General features: G+C 69.2%; 22 protein-coding genes. 12 read left to right on the top strand and 10 right to left on the bottom strand.

Going from position 1 to position 19,112, the window contains the following annotated elements; translation table 11 throughout:
* The first annotated feature begins 53 nt into the window (after positions 1 to 53).
* From ACFOW8_RS12710 to ACFOW8_RS12735, 6 genes are all read left to right on the top strand, one after another.
* Positions 54 to 2,960: a sensor histidine kinase gene (locus ACFOW8_RS12710; protein WP_378550436.1), complete on the top strand. Its 2,907-nt coding sequence runs from the start codon at positions 54 to 56 to the stop codon at positions 2,958 to 2,960.
* Positions 2,957 to 3,361 (top strand): roadblock/LC7 domain-containing protein, encoded by a 405-nt coding sequence (locus ACFOW8_RS12715; protein WP_280348778.1) that lies wholly within the window; start codon positions 2,957 to 2,959, stop codon positions 3,359 to 3,361. The genes ACFOW8_RS12710 and ACFOW8_RS12715 overlap by 4 nt, the downstream gene beginning before the upstream one ends.
* 6 nt (positions 3,362 to 3,367) lie before the next feature.
* Positions 3,368 to 3,739 carry a DUF742 domain-containing protein gene (locus tag ACFOW8_RS12720; protein ID WP_110039717.1) on the top strand — a complete coding sequence of 124 codons (372 nt, stop codon included), beginning with the start codon at positions 3,368 to 3,370 and terminating at the stop codon, positions 3,737 to 3,739.
* Positions 3,740 to 3,743: 4 nt separating this feature from the next.
* Positions 3,744 to 4,343: a GTP-binding protein gene (locus tag ACFOW8_RS12725; RefSeq protein ID WP_378550760.1), complete on the top strand. Its 600-nt coding sequence runs from the start codon at positions 3,744 to 3,746 to the stop codon at positions 4,341 to 4,343.
* Positions 4,336 to 5,118, top strand: coding sequence for an MHYT domain-containing protein (locus ACFOW8_RS12730; RefSeq protein ID WP_378550440.1), 783 nt, complete (start codon positions 4,336 to 4,338; stop codon positions 5,116 to 5,118). The genes ACFOW8_RS12725 and ACFOW8_RS12730 overlap by 8 nt, the downstream gene beginning before the upstream one ends.
* Positions 5,119 to 5,577: 459 nt before the next feature.
* Entirely contained in the window at positions 5,578 to 5,802 is a 225-nt protein-coding gene (locus ACFOW8_RS12735; RefSeq protein ID WP_378550443.1) for a hypothetical protein, read from the top strand.
* A gap of 124 nt (positions 5,803 to 5,926) precedes the next feature.
* Here the strand turns inward: ACFOW8_RS12735 and rpmF are convergent, their stop codons facing one another.
* From rpmF to mrf, 3 genes are read right to left on the bottom strand one after another with little or no spacing between them, the layout of a single operon-like run.
* Positions 5,927 to 6,100, bottom strand: a complete 174-nt coding sequence (rpmF, locus tag ACFOW8_RS12740) for a 50S ribosomal protein L32 (RefSeq protein ID WP_378550446.1) — start codon at positions 6,098 to 6,100, stop codon at positions 5,927 to 5,929.
* Between the two features lie 3 nt (positions 6,101 to 6,103).
* Complete coding sequence (locus ACFOW8_RS12745; RefSeq protein WP_378550449.1) at positions 6,104 to 6,370, bottom strand: type B 50S ribosomal protein L31; 267 nt, start codon at positions 6,368 to 6,370, stop codon at positions 6,104 to 6,106.
* On the bottom strand, positions 6,367 to 7,668 hold the full coding sequence (mrf, locus tag ACFOW8_RS12750) for a ribosome hibernation factor-recruiting GTPase MRF (protein ID WP_378550452.1): 1,302 nt from the start codon (positions 7,666 to 7,668) through the stop codon (positions 6,367 to 6,369). The genes ACFOW8_RS12745 and mrf overlap by 4 nt, the downstream gene beginning before the upstream one ends.
* 103 nt (positions 7,669 to 7,771) lie before the next feature.
* Here mrf and rpmB point away from each other — a divergent pair, with 103 nt between their 5' ends.
* From rpmB to rpsR, 4 genes are read left to right on the top strand one after another with little or no spacing between them, the layout of a single operon-like run.
* Positions 7,772 to 8,008 carry a 50S ribosomal protein L28 gene (gene rpmB, locus ACFOW8_RS12755; protein ID WP_019049258.1) on the top strand — a complete coding sequence of 79 codons (237 nt, stop codon included), beginning with the start codon at positions 7,772 to 7,774 and terminating at the stop codon, positions 8,006 to 8,008.
* A gap of 9 nt (positions 8,009 to 8,017) precedes the next feature.
* A complete protein-coding gene (rpmG, locus tag ACFOW8_RS12760; protein ID WP_019049259.1) occupies positions 8,018 to 8,188 on the top strand; it encodes a 50S ribosomal protein L33 in 171 nt (56 codons plus the stop codon).
* A 3-nt stretch (positions 8,189 to 8,191) separates the two neighbouring features.
* Positions 8,192 to 8,497: a 30S ribosomal protein S14 gene (rpsN, locus tag ACFOW8_RS12765; protein ID WP_378550457.1), complete on the top strand. Its 306-nt coding sequence runs from the start codon at positions 8,192 to 8,194 to the stop codon at positions 8,495 to 8,497.
* A 32-nt stretch (positions 8,498 to 8,529) separates the two neighbouring features.
* Positions 8,530 to 8,784 carry a 30S ribosomal protein S18 gene (gene rpsR / locus ACFOW8_RS12770; RefSeq protein WP_378550460.1) on the top strand — a complete coding sequence of 85 codons (255 nt, stop codon included), beginning with the start codon at positions 8,530 to 8,532 and terminating at the stop codon, positions 8,782 to 8,784.
* 81 nt (positions 8,785 to 8,865) lie between these two features.
* Here the strand turns inward: rpsR and ACFOW8_RS12775 are convergent, their stop codons facing one another.
* Positions 8,866 to 9,432: a LysM peptidoglycan-binding domain-containing protein gene (locus ACFOW8_RS12775; protein WP_378550463.1), complete on the bottom strand. Its 567-nt coding sequence runs from the start codon at positions 9,430 to 9,432 to the stop codon at positions 8,866 to 8,868.
* Between the two features lie 214 nt (positions 9,433 to 9,646).
* On the opposite strand from ACFOW8_RS12775, the gene ACFOW8_RS12780 reads away from it, so the two are divergent.
* Positions 9,647 to 10,090 carry a hypothetical protein gene (locus ACFOW8_RS12780; protein WP_378550466.1) on the top strand — a complete coding sequence of 148 codons (444 nt, stop codon included), beginning with the start codon at positions 9,647 to 9,649 and terminating at the stop codon, positions 10,088 to 10,090.
* Between the two features lie 59 nt (positions 10,091 to 10,149).
* Here the strand turns inward: ACFOW8_RS12780 and purH are convergent, their stop codons facing one another.
* The 6 genes from purH to sucC form a co-directional block, all read right to left on the bottom strand.
* Positions 10,150 to 11,715, bottom strand: coding sequence for a bifunctional phosphoribosylaminoimidazolecarboxamide formyltransferase/IMP cyclohydrolase (gene purH, locus ACFOW8_RS12785; protein ID WP_378550468.1), 1,566 nt, complete (start codon positions 11,713 to 11,715; stop codon positions 10,150 to 10,152).
* Positions 11,708 to 12,367, bottom strand: coding sequence for a phosphoribosylglycinamide formyltransferase (gene purN, locus ACFOW8_RS12790; protein WP_378550762.1), 660 nt, complete (start codon positions 12,365 to 12,367; stop codon positions 11,708 to 11,710). Before purN ends, purH begins: the two co-directional genes overlap by 8 nt.
* A 57-nt stretch (positions 12,368 to 12,424) precedes the next feature.
* Entirely contained in the window at positions 12,425 to 13,927 is a 1,503-nt protein-coding gene (locus ACFOW8_RS12795) for a cell division protein PerM (protein ID WP_378550470.1), read from the bottom strand.
* Positions 13,928 to 14,037: 110 nt separating this feature from the next.
* Positions 14,038 to 15,090 carry a DUF5336 domain-containing protein gene (locus tag ACFOW8_RS12800; protein WP_378550473.1) on the bottom strand — a complete coding sequence of 351 codons (1,053 nt, stop codon included), beginning with the start codon at positions 15,088 to 15,090 and terminating at the stop codon, positions 14,038 to 14,040.
* Positions 15,091 to 15,336: 246 nt separating this feature from the next.
* On the bottom strand, positions 15,337 to 16,254 hold the full coding sequence (sucD, locus tag ACFOW8_RS12805) for a succinate--CoA ligase subunit alpha (RefSeq protein WP_378550476.1): 918 nt from the start codon (positions 16,252 to 16,254) through the stop codon (positions 15,337 to 15,339).
* Positions 16,255 to 16,266: 12 nt separating this feature from the next.
* On the bottom strand, positions 16,267 to 17,433 hold the full coding sequence (gene sucC / locus ACFOW8_RS12810) for an ADP-forming succinate--CoA ligase subunit beta (RefSeq protein ID WP_378550479.1): 1,167 nt from the start codon (positions 17,431 to 17,433) through the stop codon (positions 16,267 to 16,269).
* A 519-nt stretch (positions 17,434 to 17,952) separates the two neighbouring features.
* Here sucC and ACFOW8_RS12815 point away from each other — a divergent pair.
* Positions 17,953 to 18,987: a M23 family metallopeptidase gene (locus ACFOW8_RS12815; RefSeq protein WP_378550482.1), complete on the top strand. Its 1,035-nt coding sequence runs from the start codon at positions 17,953 to 17,955 to the stop codon at positions 18,985 to 18,987.
* Positions 18,988 to 19,112 lie beyond the last annotated feature (125 nt).

Here is a 19,112-nt window from a genome sequence, read left to right on the forward strand (position 1 = left end):
GACCTCCCCGCGCGGGCCGGGGTCACACGTGGAAGCAGAGGCAACGCACGCGGATGGAACCTGCATCGCGCTCCTGGCAATTCAGCCTGTCGAACTGGTCGGTGACGCGCAAGGTCGGTGTGGTGCTGGTACTGCCGGTGATGCTGGCTACCACGTTCGCCGTCCTGCGGATCAACAACGAGCTGCAGACGATGTCGCAGCTCGGCGCCGCCACCGAGCAGGCGACCGTCATCCGTCCCGTGGTCAAGTTCGCCACCGCGACCGAGCAGCTCGCCATCGCGGCCACCGCGAACTGGGGTGCGATCGCCGACCCGCAGACCGACGCCGCGCTCACCACCTACGACCAGGCGCTCGCCGAGGTCCAGAACGCGCTGCGCTCGGCCAGGATCGATCCCGAGGTCGAGAAGGAACTGACCGCCGCCACCACCGCGGGCGCCAACCTGCGCAGTATCGTGCGCGGTGGCTCGCCGACGATGGTCGGTGAGCAGACCGACGAGATCGGCGAGCGGATCGGCAACGCGCTGTCGAAGACCCCGCAGGTCGACGACTTCCTCGTGCAGCGCTACTTCCTCCAGCTGACCGCGCTGCACCAGGCCCGCCGGGTGCTCACCCGCGAGCGCACGCTCGTCGTCCTGCCCGACGCGGGCAGCAGCCAGAGCGCACGGGCACAGATGCTGGTCGAGCTCGGCTCCGAATCGACCATGATCAAGACCTACGGCATGATCCTGCCGCAGAACGCGGGCAGCATGGCCTCGCTGCTGGACGCGGTGCAGACCAGGATCAGCGTGTTCAGCCAGAACAACGGCGATCCGACCACCAACGCCGCGGTGCTCAACACCCTGCAGGTCAGCGCCGACACCTACGCCTCGAGCATCGCCTCGCTGCTCGACCTCATCGATACGACGCTCGAGGAGAACACCGCGACCGCGCAGACCGGCGCGCTACGCGAGACCACCCTCGTGCTCGGTATGCTGCTCGCCGGCCTCGCGCTGGCGCTGGCCGTGGCCCGCACGCTGGTGGTCCCGGTGCGCAGGCTGCGCCGCGACGCGCTGGAAGTGGCGCACGTGAAGCTGCCCGACGAGCTGGCCGTGGTGCGCAGCGGCGGCGCGACGCCCGAGATCTCGCCGGTCGGCGTGCATTCCACCGACGAGGTCGGCCAGCTCGCGCGCGCGGTCGACGAGATCCACGAGCAGGCGCTGAACCTGGCCGCCGACCAGGCCAGGTTGCGGCTGCAGATCGGCAACATGTTCGAGACGCTGTCGCGGCGCAGCCAGTCGCTGGTGGAACAGCAGCTCGCGCTGATCGAGGAACTCGAGCACGAGGAGGACAATCCGTCCCGGCTGCAAACGCTGTTCCGGCTCGACCACCTGGCCACCCGCATGCGCCGCAACGGCGACAACCTGCTGGTGCTGGCGGGCACGGTGCTGCGCCGCGGGCACCTGCCGCCGGTGCCGCTGTCGGACATGCTCTGGAGCGCGGTCTCGCAGGTGGAGGACTACCAGCGCGTCGAGATCGGCAATGTGCCCGACGGCGTGGTCGCCGGTGAGTCCGCGGTCGACATCGAGCATCTGCTCGCCGAGCTGATCGACAACGCGCTGCGCTATTCGCCGCCGAGTACCTCGGTGGCGGTACTCGTCGGCCGCGCCGTCGACGGCGGCTATCTGATCGAGATCACCGACCGCGGTCTCGGCATGTCGGCCGAGGACCTGCAGACCACCAACGACCGGCTCGCCTCCGGCGGTGAGGTCACCATCGAAACCGCACGCCGGATGGGTCTTTTCGTGGTCGGCAGGCTGGCCAAGCGGCACACCATCACGGTCAGCTTGCGCCGCACCGCCGGCCAGGCACCGCAGCCGGGCATCACCGCGAGCGTGCATCTGCCCACCGCGCTCGTCGCGCCACCACCGACCGTCGCCGATCCGGTGACCGGGCCGAACCCGATCGTGTCCACCGGTTCGCACGTGGCGGCACCGGCCATCGGCCCGCATGCGCTGACCCCCGCCGACCTCACCGGCCCGAACCCGATCGTCGCGCCCAACGGTGCCGATGGCTTCACCGGTCCGCTGCCCGCCGGGTCCGCGCCGATCGGCCCGGCCATGACCCCGCTGACCAGTGCCGGGCTGCCGCAACGCCGTCCCTCGGCGGTGCCCGCGCCGCCGCAGCCACCGGTGCCCGCCGAGCCTGTGGACGCCGAGGAACCGACCGGCCTGTGGGCCGAGCACGAGCACGACACCGACGACCTGCCCGCGCCCGCCACCGACGGGGCCGCGTCGAACGGATCGGCGTTCACCGCCACCGGACCGGAGCCGATCGCCTTCCCACCCGCCGGCGCCGAGCCGAACGGCTTGCCCCCCGCACAGCCCGGCCAGGACTCGGCGGGAGCCACGAACACCGATCCGGCACCGCGCGAGCGGTCGTCGGACGAGTCGGCACCCCCGGAGCCCGCCGCGACCGACGCCGCGCCGCCGAAGTCCATCGGCCTGCCGCAACGTGTTCCGGCCTCGGCACTGACCGAACTCACCGAAGCGGGCCGGGTGCCCGCCGAACCGCCACGCGAGCAGGCCACCGCCACGGAGCCGAAGCCGCAGACCGGGCCGCGTCTGCAGCCGGTGACCGGCGAGGCCCCGACCCCCATCTACCAGCGGATGGTCTCGGAATGGCTGGTCGAACCCGCTTCCGCCGGTACCGAATCCGGCGGCACCAGCGCATCATGGAGTTCCCCCGGCGACGCGGGCTGGTCGGCAGCGGCCAGCGCGGGTAACCCGTCGACGTCCTCACGTACCGTCGGCGGGCTGCCGATCCGTAAACCGGGCGCTCAGCTCGTCCCCGGTGGACTCAGCCCCACCGAGGAAGCGGGCGCCCGCGATCCCGAGGAGATCCGGAACAACTTGACCAGACATCTCAGCGGCGTTCGCAGTGGCCGTGCCGAGATCCAGTACAACGACGGAGGCCTCGAATGAGCAACGCGCACCCCACAGACGAGAATCTGAACTGGCTGGTCGCCCGCTTCACCCGCGACGTGCCCGGCGTTTCACACGCGGTCCTGGTCTCGGCCGACGGTCTGCTGCAGGCGACGAGCCCGCACCTGCCCTCGGACCGGGCCGAGCAACTGGCGGCGGTGACCGCGGGCCTGGCGAGCCTGTCGGCGGGTGCGGCGCACCTGTTCGACGGCGGCAAGGTGATGCAGTCGATCGTGGAGATGCAGCGTGGGTACCTGCTGGTGATGAGCGTCGGAAACGGCTCGCACCTGGCGGTTCTGGCCAACAAGAGCCACGACATCGGCCGCATCGGCTACGAGATGGCGTTGCTCGTGGACCGGGTGGGCTCGGCGGTCACCGCCACCGCCCGCACCGCCGGCTGAGGTGAGATGTCGAGCCCTTACGGATCAGAACACCGGCCGACGACCAGGGTCAGGCCCTATGCGCTGACCTCCGGCCGGACCGAGCCCGCTATCGCGCTGCCGCTGGAAGCGGTCGTCGAAACGGTCTCCTACACCGCGCACCTGGAGTGGCCCGCCGGGGATCTGCGCACCGAAATCGTGCGTCTTGGCACACATCGGCTCTCCGTCGCCGAAATCGCGGCATACCTCGGGCGCCCACTGGGTATGGTCCGGGTAATGATCGGCGATCTCGTAGTCGGCGGAATTCTCCGAATGCACTCGACGCTGACCGAGCAGGCGAGCTACGACGAACGCCGATCACTGATGGAGAGGACTTTGCGTGGACTCCGTGGCCTCTGAGGGCATGCGCCCACCGGCACCCGATCAGCGGGTCGCGTCGACCAAGATCGTCGTGGCCGGTGGATTCGGTGCGGGCAAAACCACTTTCGTCGGTGCGGTGTCGGAGATCGTTCCGCTGCGCACCGAGGCGATGGTGACCCACTTCTCCGACGGTATCGACGATCTCGCCGAGACGCCGGAGAAGGAGACCACCACCGTCGCGATGGACTTCGGCCGCATCGTGCTGCCCGGCAACCTGGTGCTCTACCTGTTCGGCACGCCCGGCCAGAAGCGCTTCTGGTTCATGTGGGACGACCTCATCCGCGGCGCCATCGGCGCGGTGGTCCTGATCGATACACGCAGGCTGGAGGACAGTTTCGCGGCGGTCGACTTCTTCGAGGCGCGCAATCTGCCGTTCCTGATCGCGGTCAACCGGTTTCCGAACGCGCCGAGGTTCCCGATCGCCGAACTGCGCGAGGCGCTCTCGGTGCGTGAGGGCATCCCGATCGTCGACATCGACGCGCGCAACGCGGTCGAGGTCAGGCAGGCGCTGGCCGCGGTGACCGAATACGCGATCGCCCAACTGGAGCCGCAACAGTTCGAGGAGGCAGGGCGGCGTGGTTGAGCTGCTCGCCGCGGCCGATGCCGAGACCTTCGGCCGCGGTACCGGGGTCGCCTGGCTCGCGTACGACCTGTCGGTGCTCGGTGCACTGGTGGCCTTCGCCTGCGTGCGACACGCGAAGTACTCGTTGCGGTTCCGGTTGATCTGGCTGCTCATGGCGGCGGTGTCGCTCGGCGGGGTCGGGCTGTGGCTGGCGAACGCGGTGGCCCTGCTCGGTATCAGGGTGCCCGACGCCGCGATGCGGTACAACGTGGCACTCGGCGCGACAGGGCTGGTCATCGCGGTGGTCGGAGTGCTGGCCGGGCTGCTGATCAGCGGACGCACCCCGCAGCTGCCGCGCCTTGTCGTCGGTGGGCTCACCATGGGACTCGGGATCGGACTCTCGACGTTCCTGACGCTGGACGCGCTGCGGGTGCAGGGCTCGGTCGACGAATCGCTCGGATTCATCGCGATCTCGGTGCTGGTCTCGATGGCACTGAGCACGGCGACGCTGTGGGCCGCACAGGTGGTGCGCCCGGTGTGGCTGCGGGTGGTGGCCTCGCTGATGTTCGGCCTCGGCGTTGTCGCGGTGTACTACACCGCGGTCGCCGCACTGGAATTCACGATCGATCCGGGCAGCCGGATTCCGTCCGGGATCGCGCTGTTCGATCTGGTGTTCCCGATGTTCGTGATCGGCGCGCTCGGCCTGACGCTGCCGATCACGGCGGTGCTGATCGCCCCCGATCGCCGGGACTCGGCCGAGCCGAATCGGCCCGCGCAGCCTGTCGGCGCGCGCTGATCGAAACCGACGTCTGGTTTGCCGGTATTTCAGCGGATTTCGTCGGCCGAAACAGGCCCTGAAGTGGCGATGAGCGGGTTCTCCTGATCGGAGAACCCGCCCTCCCGCACGAGAGTACATACCCGACAAGGACTCCGCATCAGTAGTTGGGGAATTTTCTTGTGCCCCAAAACAAACCGCAAGTCGGTAATGCCGCCGACAGCAACCACTTGGCAAGCCGGACGGCACATTCGGCCCATGTGTCCCGCGCCACACGAGTAACCAGGAAATTGCCCCCACTCCGGCCACGGCTGTGACCAGGCCTGATTCGGACGGCGTAAGCCCCCTGGACACCGCTGGGCGCCGGAGCGGACACCCGCGGCGCATTCGACCCACACACCGCCGCCGTGCGGGTTATCGTCGCCCAGGGCGCGTACGTCTCGCCCGGCACATCCGAGAGGTTCGTTCGAAGGAGTTCGCATGGCCGTCAATGTGGTGCTCGACAAAGTTCTCGACAAGGAATTCGAGAACAAGACGCTGAAGGAAATCCTCGCCGCGCCGCCGTCGGCCCTGGCCGGTCTCACCGAGGCGCACGACAAGCAGCTGCTCGAGGCTCTCAAGATCAAGACCATCGCCGACCTGGGCAACAACAAGTTCTTCCAGCTCGCCGCCACCCTGGTCGCACTGGCCGAGCGCGAGGGCTGAAACATCTAGCGGCTGGCGCCGCGGGTTCGCGGCCGTCTGATGCCTCGCGTCCGAGGGGCGACACTGCGGCTTCGCCGTGACGTCTCGCCCCTCGGACGCGAGGGTGATCGCGACCCCGGCGCTCTCAGATCTTCGCCGGGTCGATCAAGCCCTTTCGGACCGCACCAACGATCCGCCGCGGCACCCGATACTCCACCCCGGCGACGGTCACCGGAACCAACTGCGGCACAGCCGCCTTCCACTGCGAACGCCTGCTGCGGGTGTTCGACCGCGACATCCTGCGCTTCGGGACCGCCACGACTCAGCCCTCCTTTCCCGCGCGGATGCGCTTGCCGTACTTGCGTTCGAACTTCTCCACCCGGCCCTGGGCGTCGAGTACGCGATTCGCCCCCGTCCAGAACGGATGCGAATCAGCGGTCACGTCCACGGTGATCAGCGGATAAGTGTTGCCGTCGGTCCACTCGACCGTGCGCTCGGCCGTCGCCGTAGAGCGGGTCAGGAACCGCTTGCCCGTGCTCGCGTCCTCGAACACGACGGGGTGGTAGTCGGGGTGGATGCCCGTTTTCATGCCGTTTCTCCTCTCGGATTGGTGCGCTCGGCCGCGGCCGGTGCCTCGGCGGGATCGGCGCAGGGGTCTTCGTGCCAGTCGCCGAAGGGGTCCTCCCACAGCGCGACCCGCTCCGGCGCCCGATCGACCAGCAGCAGCTCGTCGTCCTCGACGAGCGCCCAGTGCAGGGCGTGCCGGATCTCGGCCGGGTCGACATCGTGGGCCAGGATCACCAACGACACATCGCGGTCGCCGAAGCGCTCGTCCCAGCGCAACGCCGCCATCGCCCTACGGTCGGGATCGGCGGCGGCCTGTTCGTCTGGGGTCATCGCGGCCAGCCAGCGGCCCGCGGCGCCCACCCGAAGGCCACCGCCCGCCGACTCCAGCCAGACGACCTGGTCCGGCTGGGTGGCCAGCCAGATCCGGCCACGCGCGGTGACGACGCCGTCGAACAGCACATCGAGCGCGTCGTGCAGTCGCAGCGGATGGAAGGGGCGGCGCGCGGCGAACTCGATCAGGGTCACCCCGCAGTCTGTGGTCAGCGGCGGCTGACCACGCAGCAGCGGCGCGTGCGCGTCGAAGATGCGCCCGCGGCGCGCGTCGGCCGGAATCCGGGTGAGCAGCGCGCCGAGCTCCACCCCGTCGAAGCCGGGCAGCTCGTCGAGCCAGGCGACCGGTGCGGCGGGTGCCATCCTGGCCAGCACGGCGCCGAGCCGTTCCCGTTCCAGCATGTCGGTTCCCGCGTTCAGCACCACCAGCGCGTCGGCGAAGTCGACCTGGCCGACGGCGATCTGGGCGACCGTGCGTTCGTCGTCGGCCGCGGCGAGGCCGCGGTCGGCCAGCGCCTCGTCACCGGTGGCGTCGGCCAGCCAGTTCTGCCCGTCCAGGCAGGTCAGCACGGCTTCGATGCGCACATTCCTGGCCGCTGGACCGTCGACCCGGTCGGCGACCCCGCTCACCTCGACGGTCCCGATCGCGTGGCACAGCGCCTCGGCCTCGATGGCCGGATCGAGCGCGAGCACGATGCGGCGCACGTGGTCGCGGGCGGCCAGCGTGCACAGCATCGGCAGCAGGTCGGCGCGCAGCGTGCACGACACGCAGCCGTGCGCGAGCTCGAGCACGGTGGTGGTCACCGTGCCCGCGGTGCGCACGGTGCGGCGCACCACGCCTTCGCGCAGTTCGGCGAGGTCGTGGTGCACCACGACGGTGCCAGGGTTCTCGCTCAGTGTGGCCGCGATGTGCTCGACGCCGGTCATGGCGGGTCCGGCGAAACCGGCGAGCAGTACGACAGGCGTTCTCCGGTCGGACTGATCCAGCATCCGGCACCCCTTTCGATAACGATTTTCATTAGCTGCAGGACAACGGTACAGTCTGGAATAACCGTTGTCGAAAATGGTTGTCATACCCAAGGAGGGAGGTCGCATGTCGGCCCACTGCCAGGTCACCGGGCGCAAGCCCGGCTTCGGAAAAGCCGTCTCGCATTCGCACCGGCGCACCAACCGGCGCTGGAACCCCAACATCCAGCGCAAGACCTACTACCTGCCCAGCGAGGGCCGCCGCATCACGCTGACGGTCTCCGCCAAGGGCATCAAAACCATCGACCGGGACGGGATCGAGGCCGTAGTGGCCCGGATCCGGGCCCGCGGCGACAAGATCTAGGAGCAGCGCATGGCCTCGAAGTCGACCGATATCCGGCCGATCGTCAAACTCAAGTCCACCGCGGGGACCGGTTACACCTACGTCACCCGCAAGAACCGCCGCAACGACCCAGACCGGCTGGTCCTGCGCAAATACGACCCCGTCGTGCGCAAGCACGTCGACTTCCGTGAGGAGCGCTGACCAGTGGCGAAGAAATCCAAGATCGCCCGCAACGAGCAGCGCCGCGCGATCGTCGAGCGGTACGCGGCCCGGCGCGCCGAACTCAAGGAACTGATCCGCGCGCCGGGCACCAGCGACGCCGAGCGCGCGGCCGCGCAGGCCGAACTGCGCAAACAGCCACGCGACGCCAGTCCGGTACGATTGCGAAATCGGGATGCAGCCGATGGTCGGCCACGCGGCCATCTCCGGAAGTTCGGCCTCTCCCGTGTTCGTGTGCGCGAGATGGCCCACCGGGGCGAGCTCCCTGGGGTCCACAAATCCAGCTGGTAGACACCCACTGAACTCGTGAGAAGGAACATCACATGGCAGTGAAGCGAGCACCGTCCAAGAAGGCACGTGCCGAGCAGGGCCGTAAGCCGAAGAAGAACCCGCTGATCGCGGCGGGCATCGAGACCGTCGACTACAAAGACGTCAACCTGCTGCGCACCTTCATCTCCGACCGCGGCAAGATCCGCAGCCGCCGGGTCACCGGCCTGACCCCGCAGCAGCAGCGGCAGGTCGCCGTCGCGGTGAAGAACGCGCGCGAGATGGCACTGCTGCCCTTCACCAGCCGGTAGGCCCGCCGAAGCGAAAAGTGGCCCCGAAGCTGTTGCCTCGGGGCCACTTTCGTGCGCAGGCGATGAAACGCCGCTACTTCGTCACGGGATGGTCAGGACCTGACCCGCGTTGATGAGATCCGGGTTGTCGATCCCGGAGGCGGACGCGATCTCGTGGAAGCGGTTACCGTCGCCGTAGAAGCGCTCGGAGATCGCCCAGAGGGTGTCGCCCGGCTCGACCGTGTAGGTCTGCGCGGCAGGCGGCGGGGGCACCTCTTCGGCCACCGGCGCGGCGGCAGGCTCCGGCTCGGGGGCCGGGGCGGGCAGCGGGTTGTCGGTGTTGGTGGCGGTGGCCCACGCGACCGAGCCGTCGGTGCCGTACAGCACCACGTTGCGGTCGGGCTGCACCACCAGGCGGTCGACGTTGCGGCCGTTGGTCTCGGAGGACCAGGCGGCCGAACCGTCGCCCTTGTAGACGACGAAGTTGCCGTCGTTCTGCAGGGCCGCGCGCTGCACGTCCTGCCCATGAGTCATCGCGGCCCACACGACGTTACCGTCGGGCTCGGTCAGCACCAGGTTGCCGTCCGGCTGCAGGGCCAGGGTGTACGCACCGCCGGTCAGGGACTGTCCCAGTCCCAGTTCTTCGCCTACGCGCAGCGTGTCGCCCACGTTGTTCCTTTCGAAGATCCAGTTGCAGAGCATCCAACAGAATGACGCTCGCCGTGTGCACGGCGACGCATCGCAGCCGAATGTAGTCCCAGTCGAGGCGGAATGGGTGAGTTACGCGCAGGGTTCGCGGAAAGTTCACTGTGGCGAGTGTCGCGTTGGGAAACGCCAGCTCGCCGCCGCCGCCATCGTAGGCAACGGGACTAGGCTCGGCGGCATGCGAACGACCTCGCGCCGGAGCGCCGCCGCGGCGGCATTGGTGCTGCTGCTGTGCCCGCTCGCCGCCTGCTCCAGCAGCGATAACGCTGCGCCACAGCTGAATTCGACGACACCGAGCGTCCGGCCCGAGGACGGCACCGCCGCCGTCGGCCACCGCTTCACCCCGGACCCGACCATCGTCGACCCGCATCCACTGGCCTTCACGTCGTGGACCCGCCTGGCCGACAACCGGATCGGCGTCAACTTCCAGACCGGCAACCCGGAATGCTTCGGCATCGATGCCACCGTCACCGAGACCGAAACGCAGGTGCGGGTCGCGCTGCGCGGTGGCACCAGGGCCGATGCCGTCGGCAAGATGTGCACCATGAACCTTGTCTTCGGCACCGTCGAGATCACCCTCGACGCACCGCTGCGCGACCGCGAAGTGGTCGACGTCTCCTGACGAGAACGGGTGCCGCACCAGAGAATCCGGTGCGGCACCCGTTCGGGCTTCGCCGTGACTCAGTGCGCGAAGTGACGTGCCCCGGTCAGATACAGGGTGACACCTGCCTCGCGGCACAGCTCGACGGTGTCGTTGTCGCGGATCGAACCGCCCGGATGCACGATGGCCCGCACGCCGGCCGCCACCAGGATCTGCGGTCCGTCGGAGAACGGGAAGAACGCGTCGGACGCGGCCACCGAACCCTTGGCCCGCTCCCCCGCGCGCTCGACCGCGAGTTTGCACGAGTCGACCCGGTTCACCTGGCCCATGCCGACACCGACCGCTGCCCCGTCATCGGCGAGCAGGATCGCGTTCGACTTCACCGAACGACATGCGCGCCAGGCGAATTCGAGATCGGCGAGAGTAGCCGCGTCGGCCGGGTCACCCGCGGCAAGGGTCCAGTTCGCCGGATCGTCGCCGTCGGCGTCGAGCACGTCGCGCTCCTGCAGCAGCGCGCCGCCGCTGATCGGACGCAGTTCCACGCCCTTGCGCTGCGGCGGCTCCGCCACCAGCACGCGCACGTTCTTCTTGCGTTGCAGCACCTCCAGGGCGCCCGGCGCGTAGCCGGGGGCCACGATGACCTCGGTGAAGATCTCGGCCACCTGCTCGGCCATCTCCACGCTCACCTCACGGTTGGCCGCGATCACGCCACCGTAGGCGCTGACCGGGTCGGTGGCGTGTGCCTTGCGATGCGCCTCGGCGATGTCGGCGCCGACGGCGATGCCGCACGGGTTGGCGTGCTTGATCACCGCGACGGCGGGCTCGTCGAAATCGAAGGCGGCCCGCCAAGCCGCGTCACCGTCGGTGTAGTTGTTGTACGACATCTCCTTGCCGTGCAGCTGCTCGGCCTGCGCGATGCCGACAGCGCCGTCGTTGCCGGTGTACAGTGCGGCGGCCTGATGCGGGTTCTCGCCGTAGCGCAGCACCGCGGCGCGCTCCCAGGAACCGGCGACCCAGCCGGGGAACTGCTCGGTCTCGGGAACCACGGCGGGCACGGCCACCGAACCCATCCAGCTCGCGACGGCCACGTCGTAGCTCGCGGTGTGCTGGAAGGCCTTGGCGGCCAGCGCGGTCCGCTGGGCGACGGTGAAGCCGCCCGACTTCACCGCGGCGAGCACGTCGTCGTAGTCGGTGACGTCGACGACCACACCGACCGACGGATGGTTCTTCGCGGCGGCCCGCACCATCGACGGCCCGCCGATGTCGATCTGCTCGACGCACTCGTCGATGCTCGCGCCGCCCGCCACGGTCTGGGTGAACGGATACAGGTTCACCACCACCAGCTCGAATGCCTCGACACCGAGCTCGGTGAGCTGATCGAGGTGCTCGGGGCGCCGGGTGTCGGCGAGGATGCCCGCGTGCACGCGCGGATGCAGCGTCTTGACCCGGCCGTCGAGGGTCTCCGGGAAGCCGGTCAGGTCCTCGACCTTGGTGACCGGGATGCCCGCCTCGGCGATCTTGCCCGCGGTCGAACCGGTCGAGACCAGCTCGACGCCCGCGGCGTGCAACCCGGTGGCCAGCTCGATGAGACCGGTCTTGTCGTAGACGCTCACCAGCGCCCTGCGGATCGCCTTACGTTCACTCACCGCTGTGCTCGCTCACTGGAATTTCTGCCTTTCGTCCGTCGGAGACAATGCCTCGCGTCGCGACAGCGGCGATGACCTCGGCCAGCAACCGTCGCTCGACAATCTTGATGCGCTCGTGCAGCGTGGCTTCGTCGTCGCCGGGCAGCACATCGACCGCCTCCTGCGCGAGAATCGGGCCGGTGTCGACCCCACCGTCGACCAGGTGCACGGTGCAACCGGTGACCTTGGCGCCGTACGCGAGCGCGTCCCGCACCCCGTGCGCGCCGGGGAACGCGGGCAGCAGCGCGGGATGGGTGTTGATGAACCGGCCGCCGAAACGCTCGAGGAACCGGGGGCCGACGATCTTCATGAAACCGGCCGAGACCACCAGATCGGGCTGGTGCGTGTCGACGGCCTCGGTGAGCCCGAGGTCCCAGGCGGCACGGTCGGGGAAGTCCTTCAGCGCGACGCGGAAATGCTCGATACCGGCGGCCTCGGCGTATTCGGTGGCCTGGCACACGCGGTCGACGCCGACCGCGACGATCTTCGCGGGGAACCCGGGCTCGCGAGCCGCGGCGAGCAGTGCGTTGAGCAGCGAGCCGGTGCCCGAGGCGAGGACGACGACGGTGGCCGGGGTCCCAGCGGGCTTCCACTTGGCGAACGAGGACGTCAGCGTTCTACTCCTGCGTTGGTCGGGGGACGGCGATCGGCGATGCCGCCGGGGTCGAGCTTAACGACCGGTGTCGCGCTCACCTTCCGGCAGGTCCGCCTCGACGACCTCGGCGTCGACGATGTCGTCGGCGGGCGGTGCCGCCGAACCGGGGGCGGCGATGGTCACCTCGGTGTCGTCGTCGATGTCCTCGACCAGTTCGGCGTCGACCTCGACGGCGGTGTCGTCGAGGTCCTCGGTCTCGGTGTCGGCGTGGTCGTCGGTGTCTTCGTCGTCGAAATAGTCGTATTCGTCGTCGTCGTCGTCGAAATAGTCGTCGTCGAATTCGTCGACGACGGGCGCTGCGGGCGCGAGGAACCGGCGGGCGAACACCATGCCGACGAATCCGCCGACGCCGAACCAGGTGACGGTCAGCACCAGCAGCATCGGCAACTCGACACCCACCCGGCCGACGGCACCGAGCTGTCCACCGCCGACGAACGCGAGCAGCAACAGCGTCACCGTCGACAGCGCCGCGCTGGTGAGCGTCGCCCACGGCGCGCCGGGACGGTCGTCGCTGGTGCGGCCGAGTTCGATACCGCCGAGCACGCCGACGGCGATCGGCACCAGCAGCAGCACCGGCCACCAGGCCGCGGCCGGACCGGCGGGCACCGGGACGAGCGCCGGCAGCGCGGGCACCTGCGCGGCCGAGACCCCGAACAGGCCGACCGACCCCGCGCCGAACTGCACGGCGGCGCCGCTGAGCAGCCCGGCGGCGGCGATCACCACATTGGGCAGGTACAGCAGGGACAGCAGCGTCATACCGAGCACATCGGTCACGTTGTGCGCCTGCTGGTACGCGCCGTCGAGCCGGGACAGATGGAAGAAGAACGAGATCACCGTAGCCAGCGCGGCGCAGCCGAGCATCCGCAGCACGGTGCGTCGGGCGGCGCGGGCGCCGAGCACCGCCCAGCCGGGGATGTCCACCGGAAGCAGCGCGCACAGCGAAGGCCAGGCGCGGCTCGCGATCCCGAGGGCGGCGGCCACCAGGTACAGCACGAATACCCAGCCGAACGCGGTGAGCGGGCCCGGTGGCACCAGCGGCGTCACGCCGGCCGCGTCACCGGTGACGGCCAGGCAAACAGCGGTGAGCAGCAGTGGTCCAGCCAGCAGCGCGGCGACGAGCCAGCCGAGGTCGATCGGGGTGGGACGGGGCGGCACCGCCCGCGCGCATTCCCTGGCCGCCAGCCAGACCAGAACGGCGGTCGGCACCAGCGGCAGCAGACCGAGGGCGGTCCGGCCGATGGTGAGCGGAACCTGATGGGCGGCAAGCCAGGTCGCGGCGACCGCGCCGGGCGCGCTGGTCAGATCGGTGTCGGTGGTGAGCATGGCCACCAGCACCAGCACCACCGTCGCCGCGAGCCCGCAGATGGTCGGCCTCGCCGCGACGAGCAGCAGGGTGCGAGCCCGCTCCGGCGACAGCGACCACCAGGGCGGTTCCGGCTCGGCCCCGGTAATGACTGCGGACTCCTCGACACCGCGCGACCCGGAGGTCCGGCGTACGAGGGCGTTACGGGAACTCATGACAATTCAGCGTGGCAGCTTCCCCGGCGAGCGCGGGTCAGGCGCGCCGCGAGCCCACAGGCGGACCTGTGGGCTCGCGATCGTATCTGCGCCACCGCGCGGCGGCCGTCTTACTTGTTGTCGTCGCTCGGGCGGAACGCGGTGGTCGCGTCGGCGGCCGGATCGGAGGCCTGCTCGCCACCGAACGGCTGGCCCTGGCCCGCCTGCGGCTGCGCCGAGCCCGGCTGCGCGCCACCGTAGTTCGGGGCACCGAACGGCTGCCCCTGCTGCTGACCGCCGAAGTGCTGGGTCGCGCTCTCGTCGGGACGCTGCTGCGGCGCGGCACCATAGGGCGATGGCTGCTGCGGCGCACCGTACTGCTGACCGTAGGGCGACTGCGGCTGCGGCTGCCCGTAGCCGGGCTGCTGACCCGGCTGCTGACCGTAGGACGGCTGCGGCACCGCGGGCTGGCTCTGCTGGCCGTACGGCGACTGGGTCTGGTACTGGCCGCCGGTCGTGCTCTGGCCGTAGCCGGGCTGGCCGTAAGACGGCGGCTGCTGTCCGAAGCCCTGCTGGCCGTACCCCTGCTGGCCGAACTGGCCCTGCTGCTGGCCGAACTGGCCCTGCTGCTGCGGCTGCGCGGGCCGCGGCGCTGGCGCCTTCAGGATCCCCAGGTCGAACAGCAGCGCGACGACGGCGACGGCCGCGGTCGCGAAGGCGAAGAACAGCACGAGGAAGGCGCCGATCTCGAGCTCGGCGCCCTCTGGGGTGCCGACGAAGGTCGCGATGATCAGCGCGAGAAACCCGGCGACGGCCGTCGCCGCGGCGACACCGAGCAGCTTCTGCTTGGGTAGCAGGGACACACCGGCCAGCAGCCCGGCGAGCAGCAGCAGCGACAGCGTGGCGCTACCCGACCACTCGAACGCACTGAACGAGACATCGGTGCTGATGGTGGTGCCGCCGATGGTGGTCGGCTTGGAACCGAGGTACGGCAGGAAGCCGAGCAAGAAGGTCAGCACGCCGAGACCCGCGGTGGCCGCGGTCAGAATGAACGGCAGGCCTTTGCCTTCCGAGCCGGTCGCGGTCGACGGTGCTGCCGCGGCGGCGCCGGTGCTCGGACCCTGGCTGGGCGCGGCGGGTGTCGCGGGTGCGTTGTACCCGGAGCCCCCGGTCGGGTATGACATGTCGTCGTCTCCTTGATCGAGTCGTGCGCATCGGTCGCGTCAACTGACTGCGGCTGGTCCGGTCTTGACGCTACTGCACGCCACCCTCCCGGTCATCACCAACCGAGGGGGCTGTGGACAACCCGCTGCCTGTGGATGAGTCGGCCGAGGCCGCCTCCGGCGAACACCGGAGACGGCCTCGGTCGAAAGAAGCGCGGTGGAGCCCGATCCCTCGGCCCTGCGTGGGCTACGCAGGGCCCCGACGGATCATGCGCTCGCGATCGACGCCTTCTCCAGGATCTCGCGCGCCAGCGCGGCGGTGGCGGACGGCGTCTTGCCGACCTTCACACCGGCGGCCTCGAGCGCCTCCTGCTTGGCCTGCGCGGTACCGCCGCCGCTGGACACGATGGCGCCGGCGTGGCCCATGGTCTTGCCCTCGGGCGCGGTGAACCCCGCGACGTAGCCGACGACCGGCTTGGTCACATTGGCCTTGATGTAGGCCGCGGCACGCTCCTCGGCGTCACCACCGATCTCGCCGATCATAACGATGATCTTGGTCTCCGGGTCCTTCTCGAACGCCTCGATGGCGTCGATGTGGGTGGTGCCGATGACCGGGTCGCCGCCGATGCCGATCGCGGTGGAGAAACCGAAATCGCGCAGCTCGTACATCATCTGGTAGGTCAGGGTGCCCGACTTCGACACCAGGCCGACCGGGCCCTTGCCGGTGATGTTGTTCGGGGTGATGCCGACCAGCGCCTCGCCGGGGGTGATGATGCCGGGGCAGTTCGGGCCGATGATGCGGGTCTTCTCGCCCTTTTCGACGTTGTAGGCCCACGCGTAGGCGGAGTCCTGCACCGGGATGCCCTCGGTGATGACCACGAGCAGCGGGATCTCCGCGTCGATGGCCTCGATGATGGCGTCCTTGGAGAAGGCGGGCGGCACGAACGCGATGGAGGTGTCGGCGCCGGTCTTCTCCATGGCCTCGGCCACGGAACCGAACACGGGCAGCTCGACCTCGTTGCCGTCGGAGTCGGTGTGCTTGACGGTGGTGCCCGCCTTACGGGCATTGACGCCGCCGACGACGTTGGTGCCCGCCTTCAGCATCAGCGCGGTGTGCTTGGTGCCCTCGCCGCCGGTGATGCCCTGGACGATGACCTTGTTGTCCTTGTTCAGGAAGATGGACATGTTTGCGGTTCCTTACTTGGCTGCGGCGAGTTCGGCGGCCTTGTCGGCGCCTTCGTCCATGGTCTGGGCCAGCGTCACCAGCGGGTGGTTGGCCTCGGTGAGGATCTTGCGGCCCTCTTCGACCTTGTTGCCGTCGAGACGGACGACCAGCGGCTTGGTGGCCGCGTCACCGAGCACCTCGAGGGCGCCCACGATGCCGTTGGCGACGGCGTCACACGCGGTGATGCCACCGAAGACGTTGACGAACACGCTCTTGACCTGCGCGTCGCCCAGGATGACGTCCAGGCCCGCGGCCATCACGGCCGCCGAGGCGCCGCCGCCGATGTCGAGGAAGTTGGCCGGCTTCACGCCGCCGTGGTTCTCGCCCGCGTAGGCGACGACGTCCAGGGTCGACATGACCAGACCGGCGCCGTTGCCGATGATGCCGACCTCGCCGTCGAGCTTGACGTAGTTGAGGTCGTTCTCCTTGGCCTTGAGCTCGAGCGGGTCGGTCGCGTCGACGTCGGCGAACGCGACGTGGCCGGGCTGCCGGAACTCGGCGTTCTCGTCCAGGGTGACCTTGCCGTCGAGGGCGAGGATCTCGTCGCCGGGGGTGCGCACCAGCGGGTTGACCTCGACCAGGGTGGTGTCTTCCTTGGTGAAGACCTCCCACAGCTTCTGGATGGTCACGGCCGCGGCGTCGAGCACCTCGGCGGGCAGGTGGCCCTTCTCCGCGATCTCGCGGGCGAAGGCCAGGTCGACGCCCTTGACGGCGTCCACCGGGATCTTGGCCAGGCGCTCGGGGGTCTTCTCGGCGACCTCTTCGATCTCCATGCCGCCCTCGACCGAACACATGGCCAGGTAGGTGCGGTTGGAGCGGTCGAGCAGGAAGGAGATGTAGTACTCCTCCGCGATGTCCTTGGCCTCGGCGACAAGGAGCTTCTTGACGATGTGGCCCTTGATGTCGAGGCCGAGAATGTTCTGCGCGTGCGTGAACGCGTCCTCCGGGGTGGCGGCGTACTTGACGCCACCCGCCTTACCACGGCCGCCCACCTTGACCTGCGCCTTGACCATCACCGGCTTGCCGATTTCCTCGGCAATGGCGCGTGCTTCTTCGGCCGTGTCGCAAACGCGGCCCTCCGACGAAGGCACTCCGTGCTTAACGAAGAGCTCCTTCGCCTGATATTCGAAGAGATCCATGTACTCACCGTCTCGTCTGCGTTGCTATGACAACGTCTTTGTTGGCGGCCCGACGTCGGTAGCGGGTCGGGTCGGACTCTAACCAGTCACATGGAGGGCCAATCGGCCACGTTCATCCTAAGTGGCGCAGGTCACGGCACATGCGGAGAGGTCGGAAAAACGCCTGGCCAAGGCTACTGGCGAGTAGTTTCGTCGCTCGCCGGAGCGCCGTGGCAGGTAGGAACACCTAAAGCCGGAACACCCCTCGATCTACTACATAATGTCGTCGACGGACCTCACCCTCGGGACCGGAAATTGGTGAGATATTCCGCCGCGTTACCGTGACGAATCTCACATGAGAGTGTAGGTTTCCGGCCAGCGCTTGCCACTCTGCAATCGCTTCGTTACCGTCAAAGCGGTCGAAGTCACAACCAGGTCACGACAACCGGTCACGACTGGCAGGTCAGGACTGAGGAGGACGACAAGCTTGAGGCACGTCAGCGCTCGCTTGGAACAGCAGTCGGCGAATCGGCACGCCCGATGAACCACCGCTCCACCTTCACAGTCGAAGATCGCTCCACCGCCGGACACCGTTACCGGTACGCCGACGAGTACACCTCGCACCCGCAGGCCCGGCACGTGCCCCCTCAGCCCGCGTGGCCGCAGCAGGACGCCTGGAACGACCAGCACGACTGGTCCGGCCACAACACCTGGACGCCCGCCGAGGACGAATGGACTCCGGACGAGTCCGACACCTACGACTCCGGCAGCTACTCCGCTTGGACCCCGGCGGCCACCGCCGAGCCCGAAACCGAGCACCCGCCCCAGCGCGTCGAGCGCCGCGGCGGCGCGCATCGCGTCCCCGCACCGCCCGCCGCGCTCAAGGGCCGCGCCGCCGTCATCGCCGTCGCCGCGGGCGCTGTCGTCGCCGCCGGTCAGGCCGCGATGGCCGAGCCTGCCGCGTCGTCAAGCGGCCTGGACTACGAAGCCGCGGGCCAGATCCACGAGATCGCCGCGCAGTCGATGAGCACCGCCGAGATCGATGAGAGCGACACCGGCGCTTCGGTTCTCGAAGCCACCGCCATCGCGGACACGAGCCACTTCGACGACATCCTGGCCAAGGGCCAGAAGTGGGCCGAAGACCTCGCCGCGCAGGAAGAGGCGAAGCTGCGGCCGCTGTTCGCCAAATTCACCACCGGCAACTACACCTCCGGTTTCGGCGCCCGCTGGGGCGTGCAGCACCTCGGCATCGACGTCGCAGGGCCGATCGGTACCCCGATCTACGCCGTCGCCGACGGCACCGTCATCGAAGCCGGGCCCGCCTCCGGCTTCGGCATGTGGGTGCGCATCCTGCACGACGACGGCACCGTCACCATCTACGGCCACATCGACACCGCGACGGTCACCGAAGGCGAGCGGGTGCTGGCGGGCGACCAGATCGCCACCATGGGCAACCGCGGCTTCTCGACCGGCCCGCATGTGCACTTCGAGGTGTGGCAGAACGGCGTCGACAAGATCGACCCGGTGCCGTGGCTGGCTACTCGCGGCATCAGCCTCGGCTACCAACGCGACTAGCTCCCCGCCTCTCCGGGTATTCAGGCCAGACTCGAGCGCGGGGAGGGTCGCGTCGGCGGCCAGACTCGGGTGGGCGGTCGTGTTAGCCCGTGCCCGGCGAGTTACCCTTGTCCTCGCGAAATCAG

The organism is Nocardia rhizosphaerae (assembly GCF_042650365.1).
In the GTDB taxonomy this organism is placed as follows: domain Bacteria; phylum Actinomycetota; class Actinomycetes; order Mycobacteriales; family Mycobacteriaceae; genus Nocardia; species Nocardia rhizosphaerae.